The organism is Desulfobacterales bacterium (genome assembly GCA_034003325.1).
Lineage (GTDB): Bacteria > Desulfobacterota > Desulfobacteria > Desulfobacterales > JAFDDL01 > JAVEYW01.
This window is the reverse complement of the sequence record JAVEYW010000016.1, coordinates 20,721-46,029: the sequence shown is the minus strand read 5'-3', so window position 1 is coordinate 46,029 and position 25,309 is coordinate 20,721. Positions and strand designations below refer to the sequence as shown.

Here is a 25,309-nt window from a genome sequence, read left to right as displayed (position 1 = left end):
TCTGTCGATTATGCGCGCAATTCTGAAAAAAAACGACCAGCTCGCCATGACGATGCTGGAATTGATCATTGCGCTGGCCGTTCTGGCAAGCCTGAGCGCAGTGGTCTTGCCGTGGTTTTTTCACACGACGTTGCCCCGCTACCGGCTCAAGCATGCCGCGCAGCGGCTTGTTTGCGATATGCTTTACGCGAAAATGAGAGCCGCTGCCACCAACCGACAACACCGGATCATATTTGACGTTCATGAAAATACGTACCGGCTTGAATCCGGGGATCGTTCCAGTCAATCCACGGCATGGCATTCGGAAGCCCGAGAGGGGCGATTTTCGGACCCGCAAAACGACGCCTATTTTCCGGGTGTCCGGATTATTGCCGCTACGCAGGACCAAATTATTTTCAGCCCCACGGGTGCGCAAACGCTGATGAGCATCACCCTGGCGCAAGCCCGCGATCAGCGCATCAAGATTTCCGCCGCCATCGCGGGCCAACTTCGAATGGAAAGATCGAACTGATGCCGCAAAACCAGATGACTGAGTCCGGTTTTTCTCTTTTGGAGGCGGTTTTCGCCCTTGGGCTTTTTTCTCTTTGCATGTTGGCGACAATTCAAATGGCGGGAATGATTTTTCGCACAAACCAGCTCGCCCGGGATTTTGATGCGGCGCTATACCTGGCCGAAAACAAGATGGAAGAGATAATATCGCGCAGCTATTCAGACATTCTCGATTGCGATGAGCCGAACGGGTGCGCCGGAGTGCCGGGCGGGTCGATGGTGTTTCAGCGGCGAGTCCGGGTTTCGGAGCAAGCCAATCCGCAACGCAAAACGATAACTGTAACCGTAAGCTGGTGGGAGGGTGATGCTCACCGGGTCGAGCTGGCTTCCATCATTTTGCCGTAATCCGGCTTCGCCGAAAGCGAAAAACTTGAAGCCGGGACGCTGGGAAGCTTTAAGGAAAAAATCACGATGGCTCAGATACAGCCCTCTACCGACTGCGGATCCAACGGCCTGACATTGGTTGAAATACTGGTGGCAATGCTCATCTTGAGCATTCTTACGGGGGGCCTCTATTCGTTTTTTGCGTCCGAGCAGCGGGCTTATGAACGGGCATATTTGGTTCAGGAACGGGATCAGAACCTTCGCTTTGCCATGAATACCCTGAAGCGGGAGTTGACCGAGGCAGGCTGTTATGCCGCCGGCGATACCCTGGTGCAGCATCTTTCAGACTGGATTCCCGACGCATTTATCGTTAACTCACCCCTTCGTGTGAGAATGGACCATAACCCGAAGATCACGTTGGGCGAGGAAAACGAGCCGGATATGATCAGCTTTCTCTCGACGGTGCCTACGAATAGCAATCCCACCACGCTTTTCTTGCCGGCTTCCGGCACGCGCCTCACCACGGTGCTGTCCGAAAGCAAATTGAAAGAACAATTTATGCCGGGTGACATTTTTCGGCTGGGGGAGGAGCCGGTCTATGCGCGGGTTACGGGAATCGTGAAAAAAGAATTGGAAATTGATACGGATCCGGCGCTTTTAGGAAATCAGCCATGCGAAAAATATTTTCCGGCGGGAACCGTGATTGGGGAGATCAGCATGGTCACTTACACCGTGTTCAACGCTGTGAATGACCCGCAATTCAGGCGGCACACCAAGGGCCGGCCGGTATTGAAACGACGTGTCAATTCGGGCGGGTTTCAACCGGTCGCGGAAAATATACTTGATATGCAACTGGGCGTGGAGGCGGATGGCTGTATTCGCGTTTCTTTGACCGGGCAGACGGATGCCACCTCGTTACCCGGAACCGCCATGGCAGAAGGCGGGGTGATCACAAGAACCTGCCGGGTTCGGTTGCGTAACCTTTCGCAAATCGGAATCGGATCAGAATGCCCACTGCCAGCTCTGCCTGAAAATGTAAATGTAGCCGCCGCGTTGGATGAAAATAATCCCTGCCGGATTTCTTTGACATGGGATCCCGTGTCATTGGATGCAGAAGGAGAAAGTTTAGACGAAAATACTTGCTGCGTAACAGGATATCGCGTGTTTTTTGATGTTGCACCGCAGGCTTTTGGCTATAGCATGGATGTGGCGGCCGATTCGGAACTTAATGTTACCTTGGATGTTCGCGCCATTCCCGCCGATGTGTATTATGTGAGCGTGGCTGCTGTTAACGATGGGGGGCTCGGAGAAAAGACTGCCGAGATACGGGTGCGCGATCTTTTTGCTCCGCCTGCGCCAAGCGGGTTAAGTGCGGTGTTGAACGCGGACGAAAGCGTATCTTTGGCTTGGGAAGCGCCCTTGAGCTGTGATCTGGCCGGTTTTCATGTGGTTCGCAAAATAGGGGTTTTGGGCGACGATTTGCGCATTTCAAACGGCCTGATTCCCTCGCACACGCTGCTTTTTACGGACACATCCCCCCCGGCCGGGGAAACCAGCCGGTATACGGTTCTGGCGGAGGACCACGGATTTAATGTCAGCGCTCCCTCGGAAGCCGCCACCCTATTTATTCCCGATGCTCCGCCGCCGGAGAGCCCATGATGATAGACCGAATGACGGATAAACATGGATCTGTGATGGTTCTCTGCCTCATGGTGTTGGGTGTGCTGGGCGTTATGAGCCTTTGGGTGCTTAAAACCGCTTTTTTAAACCGGTTGATTGCGCACAACCAAGTGAGGCAGGTTCAGTCATTTTATCTGGCCGAGTCGGGTCTTAAGATAGCGGTTGCCGGGATTCAGGGCAATCCCCTCTGGCGGGGGGAGGATTTCGAAGCCTGGCCCGCAGCCACCGGCGAGCTATCCTTGACCGGTCTGAAAGGAACTTACGCGGTCACCGTGTATGATGCGACAAATGATGGGAACGGCCGGTGGGATTCCCGGTTACCGGGCGGCGTTCTTCGTATTGTCTCTGAAGGGAGCCTGGCGACGTCCTTTCAGGAGCTCTCTTGCAGCGTTCGGCTCACCCCGTCTGCGGCTCACGCGGCCCATTCGCCGAAAATCGCCGTTATATCGTCAGGGGACATTGCGCTGTCGGGAGGTGCCGTTCCGGTGATGGGGTTCGATGAGCTGGGACGTCCGGATGCGGCCATGATTCAAGCCGATGCCGTTTTGCCGGAAATTAACCCGATTGCGCTGAAATCTCTGGCGGACGAGGCCGTCGATGCGCTGGACGACGAGATTTTTGACACCTGTTTCAGAACGCGTGAGCGATTCTGGCGGGATTCCCCCGCGGATACGCAGCCCTATATCACCTGGGTCAGAGGCGATCTCACTATTTCGGGAAATCGCCGGCTTCAGGGGATTTTTTTCGTGGAGGGCGAGCAAGTGTCCCTTTCCGGCGATGCCACCCTTCATGGCGTGCTGTATGCGCCCAATGCCCGCAATATTATCCTACCCGAAGGCGACTTATCCACTCCGCAGCATCCGATCATGGGCCAGGTTCTGGCCGGGCAAGGCGGCGTTCAGGGCACCGGCGATTGCCTGGGGGTTCAACTCGTGGGAGAGTATGTGGATGCGTTCAACGATGCGAGCAGCAGTGTCGTGAGCGCATCGGTTATTCCCGGAAGCTGGCGCCAACCCTGACTTCCAAAAGAATTACCGGGAGCGAAATAACGCCTTGTAACCACCCTATTAATTGAATTTAAACTACAATATAGAGTAGTCGCTATTAAAGCCATCAACCTGATATGGTGATTTAAGCGTCGAATTCGCTTTTTGATGCGCCCATCAAAGGAACAAGAGTATTAAATAAATTAATAGCCAAGATGAAAATACCGCCACCGGTATCACCACCCGTTGCCTTATCTATCATGGGGGGGCAAAAAAGGGGTAAGACTGCTAACGCCTTAATGTGTTTCAACAATTTAATATAATAGATAAAATACATACTTTTTCAAGGTGGTTGGCTGCTGGATGGATGCGTTGGTTAACTGTTGGCATCATCTTTGTATGGAATCAGGGTGAACTCAAGCCTTCGGAGAATGGAAATGATAAAATTACTTAAAAGCAACAACGGGTTCACGCTCATTGAAGTAATGATCGTGATCTCTATCCTGGGGATTATAGCGGGCGTCGGGGGTGCCGGGCTTAACCGTTGGCTTCCGGATTATCGCCTGAAATCATCAGTTCTCGATATTAGATCGATGATTCAGTCCGCCCGACTTGAAGCGGTCAAAAACAATGCTGATGTTTTTATCCGGTTTGATTCAAACACGCGTGTTTGTTCATCCTTTTTAGACAATGCGACCGATGCGCCTAACAGGGGAATCCTGGATGGGGGGGATAACCCGGTTATGAATCTTGCCATGCCTGCGGGAATTGTAATTATCGACCTTTTCGGCGTGGTCGCCCCGGTTGTCGATGTGACCATTAACAGCCGGGGATTTTCAACCTTGGCGGGTGAAATCCATCTTAAAAATGCGCGGGATACCTATCAAGGGGTTAACCTGACGCTTGCCGGAAGTAGTCGGATAATACGAAGCGCGGACGGCGGCGTAAGCTGGAATTAGCCCGTATTTTGAGCGGTTTCGTGCTGTTTTTCGGGAAGGGATGAAGCATATGGAACGTAAGGTCAAGTCGATGGCGGTGAGCAGCAGGGGTTTTACGCTGGTGGAGTTGCTGATTGGGATTGCAATATCCTCTGTTGTGGTGGCAGCGGCTTACTCCGTCTTCAGCTCTCAACAAAAAGCCTATACGGTTCAGCAGGGGGTGGTCGATATTCAGGAAAATCTGCGGGCCGGATTATATTATTTAACCCGCGAAATTCGGCTGGCTGGATATAATCGTCTCGAATTTTCGACTAAAGAAGCAGTGGGCATTATTGAGGCGGGATCCGGTAAGGTTCGGTTCACTATGGATATATATGATGGCGTGGACGATGACGGGGACGGCATGGTGGTCAATGATGTGGACGAGATCGGATTTTGCGATAAGGCGCTGAATTCACCGGGAGAAGATATTACCTATGCGCTGGCTGGAGACGCCGCGGGGGACGGCGTTCCCGATATGGTTGCCGCGGGGGGGACGCCGCAACCGACGGTTTTGCAAAGGAATGACACGCTGGCCGGAGGAGGTCCCGATACGCTCGTAGAGAATGTGGAGGCCATCGCCTTTGCCTACGCTTTTGATGACAACGATGATGGTAGACTCGATTTTGTGGATACCAATGGTAACGGCATCCAGGATGCCGGGGAGCCGACGATATGGGCGATCGATACGGATAATGATAGATGGCTTGACACAAGTTTGGATACGAATGCCGATGGGGTCATTGACGTGAATGATGCGCCGGGGGGGGTGGCCCTTGCCATTGCCGACCGGGTGCCTATCGGGCAGATTCGGGCGGTTCAAATCTGGATGCTGGTGAGAAGTCCGAGCCGGGATGAAAGCTTGGTGGACCAGTCAACTTATGTGATCGGGGATAAAAGACTGGTCGCGAATGACAACTTCCGAAGGCGCTTGCTCACCGCATCAGTGGTTTGCAGAAATATGGGGGGATAAACGGACATGAAGATAATCAAACCTTGTTTCGGCGTTGAAAGTGTGCCGGGTGTGAGAGGAAAGAAGTCTATAGGACTTGACCGGAACGGATTTTCAATTGTCGAAGTGATGATCGGAATTGCGATTTTTTCCATCGGGGTTCTCGCCGTGGCCAATATGCAGATTTCCGCTATGCAGGGGAATACCTCCGCCCGGCAATACACGGAAGCCTCCACTTGGGGAATGGATAAAATCGAAACCCTGATGATGCTTCCCTATAATCATTCGGACCTGAATGACACGGATGGCGACGGCGGTGCGGGGGATCGGGGGCTTTTTGATGTGACCGCGGCAAGCGCTGATCATATCGAAAATGATCCGAGCGGCCAGTACACGCTTTACTGGAATGTAGCGGTGGATGATTTGATCGAGCGCACCAAGACCGTGTCGGTGATTATTATTTGGCGCGGAAACGGCATGCAACGCAGCGTTTCCATGCAGCGAGTGGTGCCGGAGATCATTTGAAAAGCATGAAAGAGAGGATGGATATGGGCGCATTTACAGCCGGCCGCTATGACCAGAAGGGATCCGTGATCCTAATCGTCATGATGGTGTTGGCGCTTGTTACGATTATCGGGGTCAGCGCCACCAACATGTCGGTGGTTGAGCAAAAGATAGCGGGAAATGATAAAAATTATAAGATCGTTTTCTATCATGCCGAAAGCGGGAATTATGGCATGGCTAAATGGGTGTCCCGAGTGCTTGATGATGACGAGGTGTCCTTGCAGCCGACCACTCTCCATAGGTTTGAACTTGCAATGGGGCAGACCGGCGCCGCTCTGAAGGATGAGGCGTATGATTATGATGGCGCGTATGATTCGACAGACGACCTTACTTATACGATGAAGAGCGGTCGGAAGAACCCGGATGACGGGACGCTTCAAACCGTTACGAGCAATGTGGGGATTAACCTCGACCGGTTAAAGGCTCAGCAGGTAAAAGGGGGGGGCGCGGAATTCGGTACTGGTGCATCTGGCGTTGGGGAACGGGCGGCCATTGAAATTCCCTATTGGTTCACCACCCAAGCCGCGGGCTCGGGCGGCGCCAGAGCGTCTATTACGTCAAAGTATATAAAATTGTTGGGTATTCCTGGAGGGTTGTAGAATGAAAGGTGAGACGATGAAAGACCATAATAAGGCATTTCAGATGGTAAGAGCGATCCTGATCGCCTCTTTGATGTTCGCGGGGTCACAATCGGCTCACGCGGTTACGCCGATTCAATACCAGGCGGTGCCCATTGTGGGGGCCAAAAGCATTCCTCCCTTGGTCATGCTTGTTATGGGGCGTGACCATAAACTTTATTATGAAGCATATAACGATGCGTCGGACCTTGATGGAGACGGCCAGTTGGACATACGCTATAACCCGGCCATCGAGTATTATGGCTATTTTGACAGTTACAAGTATTATGAATACGTCGCCGGCAATAAACGGTTTGAAGCTGTCGGTCCCACCATAAACGGAAAAGAAAAACCTGCCGGTGCCTATTGGAGTGGGGATTATTTAAATTATTTGACCATGTCCCGTATTGATACCGTCAGAAAAGTTCTTTACGGCGGGTATCGTTCTACCGACACAGCGGATCGAACCGTGCTGGAAAGAGCCTATATCCCCAATGATGCCCATTGCTGGGGCAAAGAATATTTAGATATTGCAACGGATGGGTACGATATCAGTAAATATACGCCCTTTAGTCTACCGGCCGCGGGCAAACGGCATCTTTTCGCCAGCGGTTCGCTTGTTGCTCCGGGTGCTGCAACTTACGCCCCCTTATTGCGGGTAAAACTGAACAGCGACAAGCGTATTTGGACATGGGTGTCGGCTGAGAGCGGAACCGGTATTATGGGCGATACATTGGTAGGCGCGCCCGAGCATCAATATGAAGTGCGTGTGTTGGTATGCGATTCAGCCAGTCCGGAAGGAAATTGCAAGCAGTACCCGGATGGCAATTATAAGCCTACCGGTCTATTGCAACGGTATGGGGAATCTGAACGAATGTATTTTGGTCTTTTAACAGCCTCTTATGGGAATCACCTGTCAGGCGGGGCTCTGAGAAAGAATATCGGGCCGATTTCCGATGAAATCAATCCCGATACCGGCCAGTTTAAATACAAATCGGATGCATCGATTAAGGGAATTGTTAAAACCATCGATAATTTTCGCATCATTGGATTTAATCATGGCACCCATTATTGGGATCAAACCATATACAGCCGTCCCATTAATGAAGGCGAAAATTACATGTGGGGAAATCCCGTTGCGGAGATGATGTATGAAAGTCTTCGATATTTCGCCGGTGCTGAAAAAACGAATCGGTTTTCCACTTTGGTTTCGGATGGAAACGACAGAGGGCTGAATCTTCCTTTGGAAGCGTGGCAAGACCCTTACGGCACATATCCGGCTTGCGCCAAACCGGTGATGCTGGTTATCAGTGATATCAATCCCTCTTATGATACGAACCAGTTGCCCGGGGTTGACGGCAATTTCAATGATGGTTTTGTCGAGAATTTCGGCGCGTTGAATGTGGCTTCCGGCCTTGCCCCCATCTCTGCCAACGAGGGCATCAGCGGGAACAAATATTACATCGGTCAGAGTGGCGGCAGCTTTGACACCGCGTGTTCCGGAAAAACCGTAGCCGGCTTGTCCAGCATTCGGGGCTTATGTCCGGAAGAGCCGACAAAAGCGGGCGGCTATTATGCCGCCTCTGTCGCTCATTACGGCCAGATTACGGATCTAAATATCGTGGAAGGAGATCAAAAGGTCGACACTTATGCGGTAGGTCTTGCGTCCCCTTTGCCCAGGATAGAAATCCCCATGGCCAATGGGAAGATCGTCACGCTGGTGCCGCTTGCCAAATCAATTTACTCGGCCAGTGGCGGGGGTGTTGAACCGTGTCGTCCCGACTCCGGAGAGTGTGTCAAAGATTTTCAGCCGACATGCGCCATGGTGGACTTTTATGTGGAAGAACTCAGTGCTGATCACGGAAAGTTTCGAGTATCCTATGAGCATGCCGAGCAGGGGTCCGACTTTGATATGGATGCGATCATCACTTATGAATATACGAAACAACCGGATGGCAGCTTGGATATTCACATAGAAAGCGCCAATGTGAATGGCGGCAGTACCAAACAGCATTTCGGCTATATCATTTCGGGAACGGACGATGACGGCGTTTACATGGAAATAAAAAACGCAAGTCAGCCCAACAACGAGGATAAGGACTTTTATTTGGATACCCCTCCGGGGATTGGACCGAACCAGGGGGTGGCGGATCGTGCCTGGGAAGACCACACGTTTCTGCCGAACAGCACGACCAGAAACTTTACCACCGGCAATGCTCCGGCTGCCACCTTACTGAAAGATCCACTCTTTTATGCCGGCAAATATGGCGGGTTTAAGGATCAGAACGACAATGATATACCGGATCTTGAAACAGAGTGGGACACCAATCACGACGGCATTCCGGATAACTATTTTTATGTAACCAATCCGCTTCGGTTGGAAGCGCAGCTCAATGCATCGTTTGCACAAATTGCGGCTAAATCCGCTTCCGGAACCTCTGCATCGGTACTGGCTACCACCAATGAAGGGGAAGGCACCCTGATTCAAGCCTATTTCAGGCCCGTGACCGCTACGGGCACCGATGAGGTTCGCTGGATGGGATATCTTCAGTCATTGTGGGTTGATTCCCAGGGACTGATACGGGAAGACACCAACGGTAATCAACGGCTTGACTTGTCGGAAGATAAGGTTCTCGTCTTTAAATTGATCAATGGAGAAAGCAAGGTTCGACGCTATAATGTGACTGTTGCGCAGCAATATCCCGATTTAGATGCAGACGGATATTTTACGGTTGAGATGGACGATATCCTTCCCATTTGGGAAGCCGGTAGGGTTTTGGCGGATACGGACAGTTCGGATCGCAATATTCTGACTTCCGCTTTGAACGGTAGCCTGATACCCTTTGCCGACGGTAATCTTGATTCAATCAAGAGTATGCTCGGGGTCAGCAATGCGGACATCGCTCTCTTCCCGGACGCAAATATCAACCTGTTAGGCCCGGACCTGGATTTTCGGGCCCGAAGGCTGATCAACTACGTTCGAGGCGTCGATGCTCCCGGACTTCGGAACCGCGCCATCGACGGGAAGCAATGGAAACTGGGAGATATTGTCTACTCAACGCCGGTTTCGGTCAGCAAACCTGTCGAGCAGTATCATATCATTTATTCCGACCGGTCTTACGGCGCTTATGTTGAAGCACATAAGAACCGTCAAACGGTGGTATACGCGGGTGGTAACGACGGGATGCTTCACGCCTTTACGTCATGGCGGTTTAACCGGGGCACCAATACCTTTGAGGAACCGGTGGAAAAGTACGGTGCCCAAGGGTTCACCATCGGAGATGAGTTATGGAGCTATATTCCGCGGGCAGTTCTGCCGCACTTGAAATGGCTTTCGGATCCGGACTACTATCACAGTTATTATGTGGATTCGACGCCTCGGATTTTTGATGCCAAGATCGCGGGTGTGGGCCAGAATGAATGGGGGACCTTTCTTTTGCTCGGACTCAATATGGGCGGAAAGGACATTCCGGTCGATGCGGACGCGGATGGAAACACCGAAACATTTAAGCCGAGTTATACGCTGTTGGATATTACCAACCCGACAAGCCCGAAGCTTGTGTGGGAGAGAACCTACGAAGGACTGGGGATGAGCCGGTCCGTGCCTTCGATCATCAAAATCGGGGGTGACCACTTTAAGCAAAATGATGTTCGGGTACCCACGGGCAGGCCCGAGCGGTGGTTGGCCGTTTTCGGCTCCGGCCCCCAAGGGGATTTGGCCTATCAGGGAATCAGCGATCAGCCGGGTCGGGTTTATGTGGTGGATCTTAAAACCGGCGATCCGACCGGCGCCGGCGGCAACGATTATCTGTTTACCTTGAGCGACAATTCCGTTGTTAACTCGCCGGTGGCTCTGGACAAGGGGCTTAACTTTGAGGTCAATGCCATTTATCTGGGGGAATCGATCAAGGCGGATCCGGCTGACCCGCATTCAGCCTGGACTGGAAAGGCCTGGACCATCGATACCTATGAGAATTGGGACGGGGTTAATGCCAATGGTGATAGAGATCCGGACTGGTGGGAAGTGACCAATGACCCGACCGTCTGGCATCATCATCTGCTTGCCGAAGAGTTTAAACCTCTTCCGGCGGGCCCCATGATGAAACTGGGACCGATTACGGCTCCCATGGCTTTGAGCCTTGATATGGATGATAATGTCTGGGTTTATTTTGGCACCGGGCGGTATGTTTCTGAAGCGGACAAGACGGATGCGGCCCCCCAACATCTCTTTGGCATGAAAGATCCGCTTTTCCACAATGCCCGGGAGTATAGCTTTGACGGATATGTTGCCGGAGCGGCCCAGGGTATCGGAGCGGAAAAGCTTCTCAACGCCTCTCTCTACCGGGTGAAGAAAGACCGGACAATAGAGGCATACGGGGGCGGCGCATGGGGCGAAATCGGGAACTGGGATGATTTATTGAAGTTGGTGCGCCAGAACAACGGGATTTTGCCCGACGGCACGGTCGATGTGGATAATGACTGGCTTGATGGATGGAGCCGCAACCTTGAGATATCCGAGGATGTCCCCCCCCTGCCGTCAGAACGCTGCATCAGCAAGTTTTCCGTTTTGGGAGGGGCTGTATTTGTGCCAGCATACACGCCGAGTGATGATGTCTGCCATTTTGGCGGCACCAGCATTCTCTACGGTCTTTATTTCGAAACCGGCACTGCTTTCTACAAACCGCTTCTTCCGCCCAATGCGGGAGAAATTATGGAAGAAACCAAGGCGCTTGGCGAAGGCGCTCCACCTCCTATCGGCGGTATTCATATCGGGCGGGAAAAAGGCGGAAAGGCATTCCTTCAGATGAGTACCGGCGAGATTATTGAAGCTGACGTTGATCCGGCCTTTCCGTTTAAGAGTCGAATGGTCGACTGGTTTGATTAAGAAAAGCGATGACATAGAGCCAATGGCAAAGGGGTTTGGTTGGCTGAGTTCAAAGTGGATGTCAATTTTAATCCGAACAAAAAATAACACCCAATGGTTGCCGTGATAGAGGCCCATTCGGAAGAACTATCTCACCATCGGTGAGGATTTTTTCCGGATGGGCTTTTTTTTGAGCATAAAAAAGGTTGATTATCGTCCATATGATGATAACATGCTGAATATCTAATCTAATAATTTAATGAGGCATCAATTCGGACATGGGGATAATAGCCGGCCATGAAAGATCCGTTTTCTTCTAAAAGTGTATGCCAGGCGCTTCTCAACAGTGGGGTGATCACCGCGGAACAGGCGCAGGAGATTCTCCAGAAGGAGTCAAGTCTGAGAAGACGGCTTGAACACCTTCAGCAAAAGCAGCGACAAGATGAGAGCACGGACGGTGAGTTTAACCCCGTTACCTTCATTGATTTGCTGACTCCCTTGAATATTCACCGGGCCGATGACGCCTTTAAAGGGATTGACGAGGACATCATCTTCCAGGCGTTTGCGGCGGAGTGGGGCCTGCCGTTTTTCAAAATCGATCCGCTTAAGCTGGATCTGAATATTGTGACCACCACCATTCCCAAATCGTTTGCCATGAAGCATTTGGTGCTTCCCATCGCCATCAGCGACGGGTCTTTAACGGTTGCCACGTCAAATCCTTTCAATTCCGAGATCATGGAAGATATTTCCAGGGCCAGCCATATGAAGGTTCAGGCGGTGGTATCGCCCAAATCCGATATCGTAAAAATTATCAACGAATTTTTTGGGTTCAAGCGATCCATTGCAGCTGCGGAAGATCAGTTTTCGGCGCCGGGCATTGATCTGGGAAATCTGGAGCAGTACGTGCGGCTTCGATCTTCCGACGAGCTTCCCTCCAATGACCGGCACATCATCAATGCGGTCGAACATCTTTTCGGCTATGCGTTTGATCAGCGTGCCAGTGATATTCACATCGAACCCAAGCGCGAGACCTCTTTGATCCGCATGAGAATCGACGGGGTGCTCCATTCAGCGTATCACCTGCCGAAAAGCGTTCACTCCGCGATTGTGAGCCGAATAAAGAGCTTATCCCGTTTGGATATTTCGGAAAAACGAAGACCGCAGGATGGCCGAATCAAAATCGAGCGGAATGATAAGGCCGTGGAAATTCGGGTATCGGTGGTGCCTGTGGCTTTCGGCGAAAAGGTGGTCATGCGGTTGATGGACCCGGATATTTTGTTTCAGGATCTGGCGCAACTGGGGTTTTCCGGCAAGGACCTGGCACGGTACAATCGCTTTATCGACCGGCCCCACGGCATCATTCTGGTGTGCGGCCCCACGGGCAGCGGTAAATCTACGACCCTTTATTCCACCCTGCGGGTTTTAGCGACTCCGGAGATCAATGTAACGACAGTTGAAGATCCGATAGAAATGATTCATGAATCCTTTAACCAGATCGCGGTGCAGCCGGCCGTGGGGATTACCTTTGATTCGATTTTGAGAAATATTTTGAGGCAGGATCCGGACGTCATCATGCTGGGGGAAATGCGCGATCTCGAGACCGCGCAAAATGCCGTTCAGGCCGCCCTGACCGGGCACCTGGTATTGTCCACCCTGCACACCAACGATGCCCCGTCCGCCATCACCCGTCTGATCGACCTGGGCATTCCTGCTTTTTTAATTCAGGCGAGCCTGGTTGGAATTGTTGCTCAGCGGCTCGTTAAGACCATCTGTGACGGGTGCAAGGAGGTCTACCCCATGGCGACCGACGAGCTGGTGACCATGGGGATTCACATCAGCGGTAACAAAACCGTTCAGCTCTATCGCGGGAAAGGATGCCAAAAATGTCGGGGAACCGGCTATTACGGCCGGATCGGTGTGTTTGAAGTGTTGCCGTTTTCCGAGGAAATTAAAAAGTTGACTGTGGCCTCTGCCGATAGCAGCGCCATTCAGGTGCGCGCCAAGGCCGAAGGCATGATCACGCTGCGTGAAAATGCACTTCGCAAGATGATGGCTGGCGTCACCACGAGCCGGGAAGTGCTGCGGGTTACCTGGGAGGGAGCATAAGCAGAATGCAAGGGTTGTGTAAATGACGTTAAAATGGAAAATAGCCGGAAGTCTGCTGGTTTTGTCACTGCTGCTGGCGGTTTCGGATTACACCATTTACCGGCGGGTCATATATCCCAATTATTTGGCGCTGGAACAAACATTTGCCAAAAAGGAGCTGGCTCGTTGCATCGCTACGTTGGAGAGTTCAATTAAATTCCTGGATATTCTGACCAACGATTGGGCAGCCTGGGATGATTCTTACGCGTTTTTGCTGGACCGTAACGCCGATTACATCAAGTCCAATCTGGTACAAGAGACGTTTTTAGATAACGACCTGAATCTGATTCATTATTATGATTTAAAAGGAAATCTGGTTTGGGGCAAGGCCGTGGCGGTCGATTCGGCGACCCCCATATTGATCCGCCCGTTGGACCGGCCCGGCTTGCCAATAACCCATTCGTTGCTCAAGCAAGCGCAGGCGATCGGTGGTGTGAGCGGTCTTTTTTTGACGGATAAAGGCCCGATGCTGGTTTCTTCGCGACCGGTCATTACCAGCGAGAACCGGGGTCCGGCCGTCGGTACGCTGATTATGGGAAAATTGCTATCGCCCGCGTTGGTAAAACGCCTGGTCTCTCAGACCCGCGTCGATCACACGTATATGAAATTGGGCGATGCGTGGATGACCGATGATGACCGGCTGGCGATGACACGGATGAATGCCTCACATCCCATGTTTATTCAAGAAAAGACCGGCACGCTTCAGGCTTATACCACGATTCCGGATATAGACGGCGTCCCCGCGCTGTTGCTTCGAGCGACCCTGTCAAGGGATTTTACGGCAGAAGGGCTTGCCGGCATTCGTTACGGCGCCGTATCTGATATTCTTGTATCGATCATTCTCGTGCTGGTTCTGCTATGGCTGTTGAAAATGACGGTCATTGGGCCGATTGCATCGTTGACACGCCATGCCGTTGCCATTCGCGACACCGACGACCTGACCTTGACACACAACAGTTCGCGTAAAGACGAGATCGGCGTGCTGTCCAGGGAATTTGACCGCCTGGTTGCCCGGCAACATTCGATTCAAAAAGGGCTGATGGGTGAAATTGAAGAGCGTCAGCGTTACGAAAAAAAATTGACCGATTACCATCGCAGGCTTCGCCATCTATCATCCGAATTGCTGCTCACAGAAGAGCGGGAACGACGCAAGATAGCCATTGATCTTCACGATTACATCGGTCAGCCGCTTGCCATTTCGAAAATAAAGCTTGATGAGCTGGCCTCCACCCTGCCCGCCGCTACCGGAGCTTTGACCCATGTGGAGCAAATCGGCAAATATATCGAAACAGCGATTCAGAGCACCCGAACCCTGACCTTTGATCTCAGTCCGCCGATTCTTTACGAATTCGGTCTGGCGGCAGCACTCAAATGGCTGAGTGAAAAATTCGGCCGACAGTACGGCCTTGAAATCAAATTTGATGTCGTAAATTCTGATATTCCCGTGGAAACGGCATTGCGGGTGATGCTTTTTCAGGCCGCACGCGAATTGCTGTTTAATATTATCAAGCATGCCCGCAGCCGTGAGGCCCAAATCACCATGATGGCCGAGGAGGATACCGTGAAGGTTATGATTCAGGACAATGGCGTGGGATTCGATCCGGAAGCCGTGAATGTTGAACTCGGTTTCGGCTTGTTCAGCATCAAAGAACGAATACACCATTTCGGCGGTCGGTTTGAGCTTGACTCGGCGCCGGGAAAGGGTACCCGGGTGTGCCTTACGGTGCCATTGAAATATATTCCCCCTGATGCGCAAAGGAGCCCATCGTTATGAGACTACGCATTCTTTTAGCCGATGATCACGAAATTGTCAGGGAAGGCCTGCGCAGCCTCATCAAGGGCCAGCCGTATATGGAAGTGGTGGCGGAAGCAGAAACGGGCCGGGAAGCCGTATTGCTGGCCCGCCGGCATCGGCCGGATGTTATCATCATGGACATCGGCATGCCCGATTTAAATGGCATGGATGCCACCATTCTGTGTATCGAGGCGGTTCCGGAGGTCAAGGTGATCGCCCTGTCCATGCATTCGGACACGAACTATGTTCTCGGCATGCTCAAAGCCGGTGCCAAGGGGTTTATTTTGAAAGAAGGCGCCTTTAAAGAGTTGATTCAGGCCATTCGGGTTGCAGAAGACAATCAGATATATTTGAGCCCCAAGGTGACTGGCGTCATTGTCAGTGATTGTATTCCCCACGTTCCTCCCGAGATGACCCCCTCGACAAAAGACCTCACCGTTAAGGAACGTGAAGTCCTGCAGATGATCGCGGAGGGACACCCCACCCGTCGAATCGCCGAAGCCTTGAACGTAAGCGTCAAAACCGTCGAGGCCCGCCGTAAGTGCATTATGGAAAAGCTCGGTCTGCACAGCGTGGCGGAATTGACCAAATACGCTATCAGGGTTGGACTCACCACGGCCGACGTTTAGCCTATCAGCCCAGCCGCCCAGCTTCCAGCTTAGCCGGATTCGGCCCTTTACCAGAAACATGCACGCTTTTGCGTGTATCCTCACTGAAGGTGGGAGATACCTTTTTTGCATCTCCGCATTCTATCTTCCCAGCAATCCGGCTTTGCCGGATTAGGTTAATCGCATATGCTTTTTAGGAAAAACCTAATACCTGAAAAGACGGTTCTGCTATAACTGTAATTGCAAGAATGCCCTCCCGGCTCCCTTTTATCACGAAAAAACCACTTAATAACATGTAATAATTCATATAAAATAAACTAATACTTCGGCGAAGCGAAGTTGAAGCAGATTGCCTGCCTATTAATTAATTTTATACCGGCCATCGCTCTTGATACCCGCTGCTTTTACTATATTCAAAACGATATCAAAAAGTTGTGATCGATATGGGATCGCCTGACAATAGATACGATGGCTGACAAAAATACTCGTAAATGACAAAAAGTGGCACTTGTTTTTCGGCAGAACCGGTCCATTGACCCCTGACATGGTACGATTCCATCATCGAGATTTTGGTTTTAAGACGCATTATGTTTTATCATATCAATTTGATGGCGGCTTTTTGGGCGCTGGGATGGCTTTCGTTAGTGAATGGAATGAGATGTGCTTCTCAACACAGTAGAATTTAGATAGCTGCAATCTCTCTTCAAGCTGTTTTTTCCAGATTCTCACCTGATTTCATGCGACGATTCTTTTTTTAGATGCGAATGCTTTGTTATGAACATAATGGCGTTGAACAGGTTCTTTTAAAAGGTTCCTTAGGGCGCCGCCGCCGAAGATACGGGAGATACGGGAAAGGACGGGTCCCACATGACTGATAAAGTAAAGAACTGCTATGCATTTACGCTCATTGAGCTGATGGTTGTTATCAGTATCTTCGGCGTGCTGATCGCGGTTGCGGTTCCTAGTTTTAACAATATGACCGTTCGGCACCAATTGGGGGGGGGCGCTAGGGATATAATGGCAGTGATGCGCCAAGCCAGAACGGCAGCGGTTAAGGAAAATACGGATATCGTGGTGGCATTTAATACCGCCAACAATTCCTACACCGTATTTGTGGATGATGGCGCAGGCAGCGTCGATGCGAATTCGGACGGCATTCTCGATAACGCGCTGAATTGGGTGTGCGACGGCAATGAACGGCAATTGGCTTTAGGCCAACTGCCGAAGAATGTGAACATGACGGCGGCAAATTTTTCGGGAAACCCGGCTTTCCGGTTCGACCGGAGAGGATTTCCTAATGATGCAGCCAATATGCTTACCGGTGGCATGGTGACATTGGCTGACATACAGGGTGGCGCGGTGCGTAATGTTGTTTTGTTATTAAGCGGTCACACGAGTATACAATGAACCCTTTATCAAACACATACACGTTTTAGCGTGTATGGATGTAGAAGGTCGTGACGGTCTTTTGGTTTACAGACTTCAAGCTTCCAAGCTTCCGGCTTTGCCGGGTCAGGAAAGTGGTGCGACATATGTTTCGATTAAACAGAGGCAGTAACGGCTTTACAATCGTTGAACTGCTCATCTCAATTGCCGTGTTCGGCATCGTCGTAGCGGGAATTACGTTGGCTTACCAGGCACAGCTGCGCTCTTACTATACCCAGCGTGAGATGGTCGATATGCAGCAAAACCTTCGGGCGGCGACGTATCTGATGACCCGGGAGCTCAAGCTGGCCGGTCTTGACCCCACCGGAAAGGCCGGGGCCGACATTACTGTGGCGGATGCGCACACCATTAGCTTCTCAATGGACTTTACGGGTGGCCTGAGTGATGGCGTGGATAACGATAAAGACGGTGTGGTGGATGAGGGCGGGGACGGTGTTGATAATAACGTCAACGGGCTGATCGACGAGCCGGATGAGGCGGAATGGTATAACGAAAGTACGGCCGATCCCAACGAGCAGATTACCTATAATTTGAGTAATGACGGGAACGGGAATGGCCTCAATGACGGGCTTGTCACCGAGAACAATACCGGTGCTGCTTGCCATCTATTAAGAAACGGGCAACCAATGGCCTCAAGTATCGATGCACTCAATTTTGTTTACCTTGACGGCAATGGTGCGGTGATCGGTACCCCTGTAGCGGATACATCCACTATCCGTTCGGTTCAAATCTCCCTTGTTGCCCGTACCGGCGCGGGTGCAAGCGCTTTTGGGATCAGCTATCAGGACACCCAGTCATATTCGAATCAACGACCCGGCGCGCCGGAGGTGATTTTGCCGGTCCAGAATGATAATTTCCGTCGTATTCCCATGACGGTCGAGGTCAAATGCCGCAACATGGGATTGGAATGAAAATGCTTGTTTAGGGCATCTTATCGTGCCCGGAAGGAGTTGGCGCAGCATAATGGCTGAAAAACGGAATATTATAGAACGAACCATGGGGAACGCCGGCGGCTTTACGTTGATTGAAACCATGATCGCGATTTTTATATTGGCCGTGGGCATCTTGGGCCTGTTAAGTATTAACCTGTCAACCACAAAAATCAATTTCGCCGCCCGTCGCATGACAACCGCTGCCGTCGAAAACGCGGACCGGCAGGAGAAGCTCCTCGCGCTGGCCTATAACGACGCCGTGCTGATGCCCGGTACGACGACGACCCTTGTGAACGGCAACTATACCGTAACCTGGAATGTGTCTGCGGCAGGCGCCCCCATTCCAAATGTGAAGACGGTTACCATCACCACGACATGGACGGAAAACGGGGAAAATAGGAGTGTAGCGCATGTCTACTATAAAGCGGATAGTTTTTAATTTGCGATGCAATCCCGATAGCCAGGGGTTTCTTCAACATAATGAGACCGGTTCCGCGCTGATCGTTGCCATTGTTATCCTTGCGGTGCTTTCTCTTTTAAGCCAAATTCTCGTTCAATCCTCTTCGACGGAGAGCAAGATTGCCGGAAACGACCGCCTTCACCAGGAAACCTTTTATGCCGCGGATGGCGCAACGGAACTTGCCGCCGAACTGTTGGAGCAAAATATTGCATGCGCCACCGGGTTTACCAACGCGACGCGCGGGGGATTAATTTCCGTGAACACACTTGCTTTCTGGCAAAATAGCGATGATTCGGTGGAAATGCCTGGAGATGGCGGCGTGGGAGAAAGGCCCCGGGATTTTCATCTGCCCGTTGGTTATGCTGCCGGAGAGCCGCATACCAACTTTACCATTGGTGGAAATGCCCGGTTCGCTTTGGGCAGCGCGCTGGAAATGCCTGCTGGATATGAAGGAAAGGGAAAAGCATCCGCCTCCGGCGGAACGCACCTGATTTTTGATATTGCGACTCAGCGAGTGGGCAATGCCGGAAGCGAGAGCATTGTTTGGACACAATATCGACATGTTACCGGAACTGAAGGGATTTGCATTCCCTGATCCCGACCCATATCGGCTGAAAGCGAAAAAAGGAGAGGCCACATGTTCTATTTTAAAAAATACACATCAATTTGCGTTCGAATGATTGTGCTGGCGGCGGTTATGGCATGTTTGCCGGCTGCGGCGATTGCGGATACGTGTGATTGCACGGATACGGCGGATCCTCCCTTTCTCGCGGCCGGAGTGGACCCGAACCTGCTGTTGATCATCGATAACTCCGCCAGTATGTATGATATGGCGTATCAGAAGAATGACACGGTCTGCTTTGATGATACCTATGATCATAACGTGATTTATTCGGGGTATTTTGACGGAAGTTCTTGGTATGCGCACAACAGCGGTTCTAATAGATTTGAAACGACTGTTGCTGGCGCATGCGCAGGCGCGGCCGGAACGACTGCTTACAGCAATGCCTATGTGTGCGTGGTTACCAGAACCGAAGTGGTCGGCGCGGACACCATTATTCAGGTGGACGCTTTCAAAGCCACGGGCAACTTTCTCAATTGGGCCACGGCCTCCAAGTTCGACATTCAAAAACAGATTCTCACGGGTGGAAAATATACTGCCGGCGAACTGGAATCAGAAGGCCGGGGTTGCTCCGGAAATCGTTTCATTAAAGAAGTTGGTCTTACGAGTGGGGCCACCGCCTACAAGCTGGTGTTGGGTATTCGAACCGACTATGACGACACGGACGGCGTTGATACGACGCTGATCGACATTTTTCAGATTACTCAGAACGGTTTTGTGCCCGAAAAATGCCAGGCGGCTATTGATTTAATGATGGGGGATCCGACTGGTTTCGGGCAGGTCAAGCAAAGCATCATAGACTGCATGGAATACGATGCTCAAAATCCGTATCAACAGCCAGGTGAACATGACAAGCAGGCATTGATTAATTCCTTGCACGACTGCTGGTATCTGAACAAGCAGGGGGATTGGCCCGGAGGGGGGGCTCAGGGGTTTAATTTTGAAAATTGGTGCGCGGATGTGTATACCCGGGACGACCCACGGACCATCACAAAGGACAACGCGGCCTATGTCTGCTATGGCAACGGTACGACACCGGCACTGGAAGGGTTTATCGGTGAATGCTGGAATCCTCCCGGCGTATGTCACGATGTCGCCTGCGTGGATAGGGCGCTTCAACCCAGGGAGCGATGCAACGGCGGCGTTATTGAATATTGCACGAACTGGAACAGCGGAAAAAGTGAATGCAAGAAAGAAGAAGACTGGGTCGTTGTCCAGGAGTGTGACGGTGGCGGCGCGGTCGGCGGATGGAAGAGCGATGCCGAAATCGTGGCGATGGGAAGGGATTGGACAAATCTGGATGAGTGTATCACTGCAGCTCGTGAGCGGTTTTGCGGGTATATTGAAGTTCCTCAGGTGGTGGATCCCAGCGATTTACAGATGTCCTCCGGTGAAACATGGAACCTGCCCGCCATGCTCATGAGCCAGGGGGCGGCCGGTCAACTCGGGACCCCACTGGCGACCTTTCAAGCGCGTATCGCTACGGATGCCGTTCCATCCGGTCTGCTTGAAATATATGGTCAGGAAATTAAAATCGGCGCAATGGCATTTAATTATGACGGGTCAAAGAGTGAGTGTGCTAAACCCTTCCCCTACGTGACCTATGACTGCGATGATCCGGACAATAAGGACGGCACGTATCTGGTTCAACCCATCGGCGCCGGGGCCGATCATCTCACCGGATTGAAGAGCAATATCAATAATATTAAGGCTAAGTCCTGGACGCCCCTGGCCGAGGCGGTTTTTAATGCCATCGGCTATTATACGCAACGGGCGGATCTTCGGTTAAACCCAACTGATTTTCCCGTTGATGCGGCGCCTATCTCCGAATATTGCGAAAAAAACAACCTGCTTCTTATTACGGACGGCGCTTCCACGGCTGATTTGAATCCAATTATGGTGAACCTTGCCGGTGCCGCCGGCGTAAAAGACGAACCTGATGTTGATAATTCGGCCGGATGCGGTGATTTATACGGCAGCTCCTATCTAGATGATTTGACCCATTATGCCTGGAAAGGGAATATTTTTTCCGGCAGTCCCTATGCCGAGTCTGAATTGTATCAGAATATTCTGACGTTTTTGGTGGTGGCCGGAACGCCTCGTGATGAAGGGGTTGGAGAATGCAACCCAAAAACATTGCTCGAAAATGCGGCGTTTAACGGCGGTAGTGAGGCGCCGCTTATTGCCGCTGATCCGGCACAGCTTAAGCAGCAAATCGAGAGCGTGCTCAGGACGGTCATGAAAAGAGCTGCTGCCGGTTCCGCCGCTTCGGTCATCGCGGCGACGCGCGGGGGCGAAGGGGCCGTTTACCAGGCTATTTTCTGGCCTCACATGGATGATCCGAGTGGAAAGCCGGAAGTGACTTGGACCGGTGAGGTTCATGCACTGTTGGTGGATGCCTATGGTAGGCTGTATGAAGATGATGGGGACAAGGCGTTGACCGACGCGGATCAGCGGGTGGTCTTCTTTTTTGACGAGGCCAATGGCGCTACCATGGCCTGCTATGGAGAGGTGAATGCGGCCGGTGTTTGCAACGGAACGGTCAAGAGTCTGCATGATGTCAACTATCTGTGGTCCGCGGCGGAATGGCTGGCCGGTATTGGTGATGCGGATATTGATGCCAACCGTGCCGTCTATATATCGGATGAAAAAAAGCGCTATATCTTTACCTGGAACGATCTGAACAATAACGGCGCTGCGGACGCCAATGAGATGCTCCCCTTTGTACCAGCCATGGATTGGGCTGCGCAGTCGGTGGTCCCGGCGGCCGGGGCACCCAACCGGCCGGCGGTACCGCTGGATTTTGGCATGGCCACGGATGCCGGAGTGGATGCCATTGTCAGTTGGATACGAGGCAAAGACAATTTGGCTGACGACACGGTTCGAAAGCGCCAGGTTCCCACCCCGCCCAATTTTAACATTACCGGGTCACCGGCGAATATCACATGGCGTTTGGTGGATATTATTCATTCCACGCCGACGGCTGTGGGCCGTCCCATGGATAATTACCATTTACTCTATCGGGATGAGGGGTACGCAAAATTTTATGAAAAATATCAACATCGGCGAAATGTTATTTATTTTGGTGGAAACGACGGGTTGCTTCATGCGGTAAACGGCGGGTTTTATGATGAGAGCACCCAAGCGTTCTGCCTGAGTCCGGGATGTGCGGCGGTTGCGAACGCCCCTTTGCTGGGAGCGGAGCTCTGGGCGTATGCGCCGTATAATTTGCTTCCCCATTTGCGTTGCCTTACCGAAAAAAATTATGTTCATAAATATTTCGTGGATTTAAAGCCGCGAATCTTTGATGTCCGAATTTTTACCCCTGACGCGGACCATCCCGAAGGGTGGGGAACCATCCTGATTGCGGGCATGCGGATTGGAGGTGGCAAGGTCTCAACCAGTGATATCACCGATAGCCGTCAGTTTGTTTCTTCCTATGTGGTGATGGACATAACCAATCCTGAAATACCACCGGTCCTTTTGGGTGAATTGACTTTTGATCCCGCCACGAGTGCGGAACTGGGTCATACCGTGGCTGTTCCCGCGGTTGTTCCCATGAAGGAAGGAAACGTAACCAAATGGTATCTGGTCGTGGGCAGCGGCCCGACGGATGTGGATTCCGACGGCGGTTTAAACTGGGGACGTGAAGGAACAAGTAACCAGAAACCGCGGATCGGCGTGTTTCCACTGGACAAGTTGACTACCGGATCAAAGGTGTTTCGGATTCCGGCGGTTCCCCCTGATGCCGGTTCAGCGGCCGGCAGCCATGTGTTAGCGACCTCTGGAGATGGCATGGTATCGGACATTATCAGCGTGGATTACGACCTGGTGCCCGATTACCGGGTTGATGCGCTCTATTTCGGCACCATTGAAGGCAAATGGGCGGCTAAGGGCGGCAGTTGGGATGGAAAACTTTATCGCTGGGTCACTAACGCGGATAGCCGAATGACCGCCCCGCATGAGTGGGGGAAATCTACTTTCGTATTAGGCCCTCCCGGTGTGATGTTTGAGCCCGGCCGGCCGATCTCCGCTGCGCCCAGCGTTGGATGGGATGGCGATAGTTTTTGGGTTTATTTCGGTACGGGCCGATTCATGCACAAAGATGATAAGACGGATGTCAGCAGCAACGGCCAGGAGAGCTATTACGGCATCAAGGAGCCGATGGATTGCAACGGTAATTTTACCTGGCGCCCGGTTACAAATGCGAATGCACTGATTCCACCGAGCGACCTGGACGCACCAGGTACTCGAAAATTGTTGCGGATCGACCAGATATTGGTGCAACAGGCAGAAAAACCGGAAGCTGCGCTTCTTTCCTGCGAAGGGGGCGGCGTCGGGTGTTTGCCCGCCGGTGTGACGACCTTTAAGGATATGGTTGATTATATTGCCGGCACGGGATGTGTTTATGACGAGAACAAAGTGTTCAAAGGCTATTCAGGCACGGACGGCTGGTATTTAAACTTCTCAGCGCCTCGGGAGCGGAATTTGGGTCAAGCCACGCTTTTGGGTGGGCTGTTGACCTTTACCACTTATCAGCCATTTGATGATGTTTGCCGGCCAGAGGGTCAGGCCTATCTTTATGCCCTTTATTATCAGAGCGGCACGGCCTGGTACCAGCCGGTGTTTAGTGAGGGGATCGGTTTGTCTGGCGATGATCCGCCGAACGTGATCAATAAGCTTGATATTGGTCGAGGACTTGCCACTACACCCAACTTGCATGTCGGTAGACAATCGGGGGATACGGCTTTTGTTCAGACCAGTACCGGAGCCATTGTTGAAATAAATCGGCCGACCCTGCCCATCAAGACGATGAAATCGGGTCGTATGAGTTGGCGAAGTGAATAAGCGCAAAAATGGGGGAAAAGTGCGTAGCGTTATCTGCTTTTTTATTTTTTTGAGCGTGTCGGGTCTGTTTTCTTTAGGCTGGGCTGAAGTTGAATGGCGCGTGCAAAAGACATTGGAATTGACGCATTCGCCAGTGGATGTGGCTGTTTCCAGGAGTGGGAAATGGATTTTTGTGCTGACGGAGGCCGGTGAGCTGTTCGTTTACTCATCACAGGGTGTTCTTAATGATACGATCGTGGTCGGAAGCAATGTGAATCGAATTCAAGAAGGTCCCGAGGAACATCTGCTGTTGTTGACCGATAGAAAAAACAATACGGTGAAAGTTCTGGCGCTTGAGTTTATTCAGCTCATCAATATCGAGGGCTCCCCCGTGCGGGGAGAGGAGAATGCGCCGGTGACTATTGTTTTATTTGCGGAATTTCAATGCCCCTATTGTGCACGAATGGCGCCGTTGCTCAAACAGGTACTTGCGCAAAATAAGGGAAAGGTGAAATTGGTCTTCAAACATTTCCCGCTAAAGATGCACAAATTTGCCCTCGTTGCGGCGGCGGCTTCCGAGGTGGCGGCCAACACTGGGGAATTCTGGGAATTTCATGATCGCCTGTTCGATGAATATGACAGTCTCAGCGATGAGAAGATATTAACTATTGCCGCGGATCTGGGCTTCGACAGAGCCGAGTTTGAAGAAAAGATGAAAGCCCCTGACTTGTTCCGGCGAATTCAGGCGGATATTAATGACGGTCTTCAGGCCGATGTCAAGGGGGTCCCGAAAGTATTTATCAATGGAAGGCAGCTTACGGAACGGACCCTTGACGGATTCCAAAAACTGATTGATGCTGAATTGAAAAAAACAGCACATTAAAATAGAAAAAGGCACGGACACCGGGCGGCCATGCGTCTTTTTCTATTTAGATCCTATCAATGAAGCGCTATTATATCA

At 51.7% G+C, this 25,309-nt stretch carries 18 protein-coding genes; all 18 read left to right on the top strand.

Annotated elements, in window-relative coordinates:
• The first annotated feature begins 10 nt into the window (after window positions 1-10).
• Window positions 11-511 carry a type II secretion system protein gene (locus RBT11_15950; GenBank protein ID MDX9788272.1) on the top strand — a complete coding sequence of 167 codons (501 nt, stop codon included), beginning with the start codon at window positions 11-13 and terminating at the stop codon, window positions 509-511.
• Entirely contained in the window at window positions 511-894 is a 384-nt protein-coding gene (locus RBT11_15945; GenBank protein ID MDX9788271.1) for a hypothetical protein, read from the top strand. Before RBT11_15950 ends, RBT11_15945 begins: the two co-directional genes overlap by 1 nt.
• A gap of 66 nt (window positions 895-960) precedes the next feature.
• Complete coding sequence (locus RBT11_15940) at window positions 961-2,532, top strand: prepilin-type N-terminal cleavage/methylation domain-containing protein (protein ID MDX9788270.1); 1,572 nt, start codon at window positions 961-963, stop codon at window positions 2,530-2,532.
• A complete protein-coding gene (locus RBT11_15935) occupies window positions 2,529-3,572 on the top strand; it encodes a hypothetical protein (GenBank protein ID MDX9788269.1) in 1,044 nt (347 codons plus the stop codon). Before RBT11_15940 ends, RBT11_15935 begins: the two co-directional genes overlap by 4 nt.
• A gap of 404 nt (window positions 3,573-3,976) precedes the next feature.
• A complete protein-coding gene (locus RBT11_15930) occupies window positions 3,977-4,498 on the top strand; it encodes a GspH/FimT family pseudopilin (protein ID MDX9788268.1) in 522 nt (173 codons plus the stop codon).
• Window positions 4,499-4,547: 49 nt separating this feature from the next.
• The gene (locus RBT11_15925; protein ID MDX9788267.1) at window positions 4,548-5,489 is read left to right on the top strand and encodes a prepilin-type N-terminal cleavage/methylation domain-containing protein; all 942 of its coding nucleotides are present in this window, start codon (window positions 4,548-4,550) and stop codon (window positions 5,487-5,489) included.
• Between the two features lie 6 nt (window positions 5,490-5,495).
• Window positions 5,496-5,993 carry a prepilin-type N-terminal cleavage/methylation domain-containing protein gene (locus tag RBT11_15920; GenBank protein ID MDX9788266.1) on the top strand — a complete coding sequence of 166 codons (498 nt, stop codon included), beginning with the start codon at window positions 5,496-5,498 and terminating at the stop codon, window positions 5,991-5,993.
• A 5-nt stretch (window positions 5,994-5,998) separates the two neighbouring features.
• The gene (locus RBT11_15915; protein MDX9788265.1) at window positions 5,999-6,631 is read left to right on the top strand and encodes a pilus assembly PilX N-terminal domain-containing protein; all 633 of its coding nucleotides are present in this window, start codon (window positions 5,999-6,001) and stop codon (window positions 6,629-6,631) included.
• Window position 6,632: 1 nt separating this feature from the next.
• The gene (locus tag RBT11_15910) at window positions 6,633-11,534 is read left to right on the top strand and encodes a PilC/PilY family type IV pilus protein (GenBank protein ID MDX9788264.1); all 4,902 of its coding nucleotides are present in this window, start codon (window positions 6,633-6,635) and stop codon (window positions 11,532-11,534) included.
• Between the two features lie 276 nt (window positions 11,535-11,810).
• Complete coding sequence (locus tag RBT11_15905) at window positions 11,811-13,619, top strand: GspE/PulE family protein (protein ID MDX9788263.1); 1,809 nt, start codon at window positions 11,811-11,813, stop codon at window positions 13,617-13,619.
• Between the two features lie 22 nt (window positions 13,620-13,641).
• The gene (locus tag RBT11_15900) at window positions 13,642-15,432 is read left to right on the top strand and encodes a CHASE4 domain-containing protein (protein ID MDX9788262.1); all 1,791 of its coding nucleotides are present in this window, start codon (window positions 13,642-13,644) and stop codon (window positions 15,430-15,432) included.
• A complete protein-coding gene (locus RBT11_15895; GenBank protein ID MDX9788261.1) occupies window positions 15,429-16,082 on the top strand; it encodes a response regulator transcription factor in 654 nt (217 codons plus the stop codon). Before RBT11_15900 ends, RBT11_15895 begins: the two co-directional genes overlap by 4 nt.
• Before the next feature lie 846 nt (window positions 16,083-16,928).
• A complete protein-coding gene (locus RBT11_15890) occupies window positions 16,929-17,468 on the top strand; it encodes a GspH/FimT family pseudopilin (GenBank protein ID MDX9788260.1) in 540 nt (179 codons plus the stop codon).
• Between the two features lie 125 nt (window positions 17,469-17,593).
• Complete coding sequence (locus RBT11_15885) at window positions 17,594-18,418, top strand: prepilin-type N-terminal cleavage/methylation domain-containing protein (protein MDX9788259.1); 825 nt, start codon at window positions 17,594-17,596, stop codon at window positions 18,416-18,418.
• A 52-nt stretch (window positions 18,419-18,470) separates the two neighbouring features.
• Window positions 18,471-18,878, top strand: coding sequence for a prepilin-type N-terminal cleavage/methylation domain-containing protein (locus RBT11_15880; protein MDX9788258.1), 408 nt, complete (start codon window positions 18,471-18,473; stop codon window positions 18,876-18,878).
• Window positions 18,850-19,494 (top strand): pilus assembly PilX N-terminal domain-containing protein, encoded by a 645-nt coding sequence (locus RBT11_15875; GenBank protein ID MDX9788257.1) that lies wholly within the window; start codon window positions 18,850-18,852, stop codon window positions 19,492-19,494. Before RBT11_15880 ends, RBT11_15875 begins: the two co-directional genes overlap by 29 nt.
• 42 nt (window positions 19,495-19,536) lie before the next feature.
• Window positions 19,537-24,369 (top strand): PilC/PilY family type IV pilus protein, encoded by a 4,833-nt coding sequence (locus tag RBT11_15870; GenBank protein MDX9788256.1) that lies wholly within the window; start codon window positions 19,537-19,539, stop codon window positions 24,367-24,369.
• Entirely contained in the window at window positions 24,362-25,231 is an 870-nt protein-coding gene (locus tag RBT11_15865) for a thioredoxin domain-containing protein (GenBank protein ID MDX9788255.1), read from the top strand. Before RBT11_15870 ends, RBT11_15865 begins: the two co-directional genes overlap by 8 nt.
• Window positions 25,232-25,309 lie beyond the last annotated feature (78 nt).

Excerpts from the sequence above, each read along its gene's own strand:
- RBT11_15930 (MDX9788268.1), top strand. The coding sequence starts at position 3,977 with ATGATAAAATTACTTAAAAGCAACAACGGGTTCACGCTCATTGAAGTA.
- RBT11_15905 (MDX9788263.1), top strand. The coding sequence starts at position 11,811 with ATGAAAGATCCGTTTTCTTCTAAAAGTGTATGCCAGGCGCTTCTCAAC.
- RBT11_15870 (MDX9788256.1), top strand. The coding sequence starts at position 19,537 with ATGTTCTATTTTAAAAAATACACATCAATTTGCGTTCGAATGATTGTG.
- RBT11_15900 (MDX9788262.1), top strand. The coding sequence starts at position 13,642 with ATGACGTTAAAATGGAAAATAGCCGGAAGTCTGCTGGTTTTGTCACTG.
- RBT11_15920 (MDX9788266.1), top strand. The coding sequence starts at position 5,496 with ATGAAGATAATCAAACCTTGTTTCGGCGTTGAAAGTGTGCCGGGTGTG.
- RBT11_15885 (MDX9788259.1), top strand. The coding sequence starts at position 17,594 with ATGTTTCGATTAAACAGAGGCAGTAACGGCTTTACAATCGTTGAACTG.
- RBT11_15880 (MDX9788258.1), top strand. The coding sequence starts at position 18,471 with ATGGCTGAAAAACGGAATATTATAGAACGAACCATGGGGAACGCCGGC.
- RBT11_15895 (MDX9788261.1), top strand. The coding sequence starts at position 15,429 with ATGAGACTACGCATTCTTTTAGCCGATGATCACGAAATTGTCAGGGAA.
- RBT11_15915 (MDX9788265.1), top strand. The coding sequence starts at position 5,999 with ATGAAAGAGAGGATGGATATGGGCGCATTTACAGCCGGCCGCTATGAC.
- RBT11_15950 (MDX9788272.1), top strand. The coding sequence starts at position 11 with ATGCGCGCAATTCTGAAAAAAAACGACCAGCTCGCCATGACGATGCTG.
- RBT11_15925 (MDX9788267.1), top strand. The coding sequence starts at position 4,548 with ATGGAACGTAAGGTCAAGTCGATGGCGGTGAGCAGCAGGGGTTTTACG.
- RBT11_15890 (MDX9788260.1), top strand. The coding sequence starts at position 16,929 with ATGACTGATAAAGTAAAGAACTGCTATGCATTTACGCTCATTGAGCTG.
- RBT11_15875 (MDX9788257.1), top strand. The coding sequence starts at position 18,850 with ATGTCTACTATAAAGCGGATAGTTTTTAATTTGCGATGCAATCCCGAT.
- RBT11_15935 (MDX9788269.1), top strand. The coding sequence starts at position 2,529 with ATGATGATAGACCGAATGACGGATAAACATGGATCTGTGATGGTTCTC.
- RBT11_15940 (MDX9788270.1), top strand. The coding sequence starts at position 961 with ATGGCTCAGATACAGCCCTCTACCGACTGCGGATCCAACGGCCTGACA.
- RBT11_15945 (MDX9788271.1), top strand. The coding sequence starts at position 511 with ATGCCGCAAAACCAGATGACTGAGTCCGGTTTTTCTCTTTTGGAGGCG.
- RBT11_15910 (MDX9788264.1), top strand. The coding sequence starts at position 6,633 with ATGAAAGGTGAGACGATGAAAGACCATAATAAGGCATTTCAGATGGTA.